Consider the following 1,830-nt stretch of genomic DNA (forward strand, 5'->3'; position numbering starts at 1 on the left):
ACGGTTGGTACATGTTGTCGGGGCGGATTTCGGAGAGCGTTCCTGTCCGAAGGACACGGAACTGCGAAACGGGAATCCGCAGTTGGCGTACCACCAAACCCCGCCCTGCAATATGTACTGTGTTAGCGCCAGTTTTTATTCTTCTTTTAATTTTTCTATCATTTTATCAACGTTCTCTTTAGTTGCAGGGATTGTTATTTCACAAATTGGGTCGTATGGCATTTTTTTGTCTGTGTCAATTACTGCCCAATATTGTCTCCAATATTCCCACCATTTATCATGTTTCTCCGGGATTTGGTTAAGTTGAATTTCTCCGTCATGTGACATAATTTTCATTGCGTCTGCGAGTACTACAAGTCCAACTTCTCCTGCCCAAAAGCCAAGTCTAACATTATAATTTGAAAGTTCGTTCTCATTCAGTTTTGCTCCAAATATTGTTTTAGACTCGTCAGCTTGTTCAATGATGTCTTTAATCTCTTTTGTTGAGAATGAGAAATATTCATAGTTAATTCCAAATGGTTCGAGCTTGTCTGCATGGAAGTCGTCAAGCCAATTGTCAGAAAGTGAACACTCCTTTTTTCTGATGACAGTCACGGATTTAGGCTCTTTGAATTGAAGTGCGATTTGGTTTGGTGGTGGTTGATTTGTCGATTTTGGTTGGAAATACAACATTGTTCCATTAAACTCAAGTTGTAAAGTATTCGGAAATTTTTCAGCCCACCAAGTCCAAAGTCCAGCATCCGAAATAGCATATGCTAAAATCTCCAAAGGTGTTTTTTTATTCACTTTGTCAGATTTACTAAATATTTTGTTGAAGAAATTCTTCATTCTTGTTCATTTAAATTGGCGCTAACGGTCACTTGTAAGTTGTCGTTGCGGATTTCGAAGAGCGTTCCTGTCCGAAGGACACGGAACTGCGAAACGAGAATCCAGCGAACGACACCGCACGAACCCCGCAATGCAATTTACAATTTGTTGTGTGCAGTTTTTTTATTTTTAATCTTTTGCTTTCGCATTCAAAGCCTCTGGTGTATAATCAGTTGTTCCAGTTACTAATGGAGAATAACCGGCATAGCCAGGATATCCCGGATAGCCAGGGTACCCAGGATAACCGGGGTAACCCGGATATCCTCGATATGGAAATCCACTAATTTTATAAAACCTGTCACCAAATATACTTCCCAAATAATTACCCTTTCTGTCGACTGCGTGCTCATCTTCCCACGGGAACCATCCAATCCAATTTGCACTGGTGCCATATAGATAGCGCCCGATTTTGAATGCAATCCAATTTCCAGAAGAGTTAAATAAATATTTCATAGTTTAAGCTTTTATTTTTCAATTAGGTTTTCTACTTCTTTCGAATCTTTCAGTTGAGAAAACCAGAGTAAGTTTGAGATATATTTTTTACTCAATTTAAATTCAAATTGCTTGTGTCTAGCCAATTGTTCAACTCGAACGGAAATAAAGGCTAAATCTTCATTGTCAGTGTCATTGCGATATGAAGTTGCAAAAAAGTATCTATAAGGAGCAACTCCTGTATTTTCAAAAGGTCTAAATTCTAGTATTTGTTTCAGTCGACCATAGTCAGAAACCAAAATACCAAATTTTAATTTGTACAACTCTTCATGAATTTGATGCCTTATCAATGACGAGAAAACATTATTCTCCTTTGAGACATCAAGTAATTCAATCATATTTTGGTTAGTGTCTCTCATTTTTTAAAATTGCACACAACGGTCACTTGTAAGTTGTCGTTGCGGATTTCGGAGCTCGTTCCTGTCCGGCAGGACGGAACGATGTTGCGAGAATCCAGCGAACGACACACCA

Annotated in this window: 3 protein-coding genes; all 3 read right to left on the minus strand. The window is 38.7% G+C overall.

Annotation, left to right across the window (positions count from 1 at the left end):
- Positions 1-135: 135 nt before the first annotated feature.
- Entirely contained in the window at positions 136-828 is a 693-nt protein-coding gene (locus tag K5G00_RS29215) for a hypothetical protein (RefSeq protein WP_238770135.1), read from the minus strand.
- A gap of 168 nt (positions 829-996) precedes the next feature.
- Entirely contained in the window at positions 997-1,320 is a 324-nt protein-coding gene (locus K5G00_RS29220) for a 4-fold beta flower protein (RefSeq protein WP_238770137.1), read from the minus strand.
- A gap of 11 nt (positions 1,321-1,331) precedes the next feature.
- Positions 1,332-1,718: a hypothetical protein gene (locus K5G00_RS29225; RefSeq protein ID WP_238770139.1), complete on the minus strand. Its 387-nt coding sequence runs from the start codon at positions 1,716-1,718 to the stop codon at positions 1,332-1,334.
- Positions 1,719-1,830: the final 112 nt, after the last annotated feature.

The organism is Maribellus maritimus (assembly GCF_022267315.1).
Classification (GTDB): Bacteria; Bacteroidota; Bacteroidia; order Bacteroidales; family Prolixibacteraceae; genus Draconibacterium; species Draconibacterium maritimum.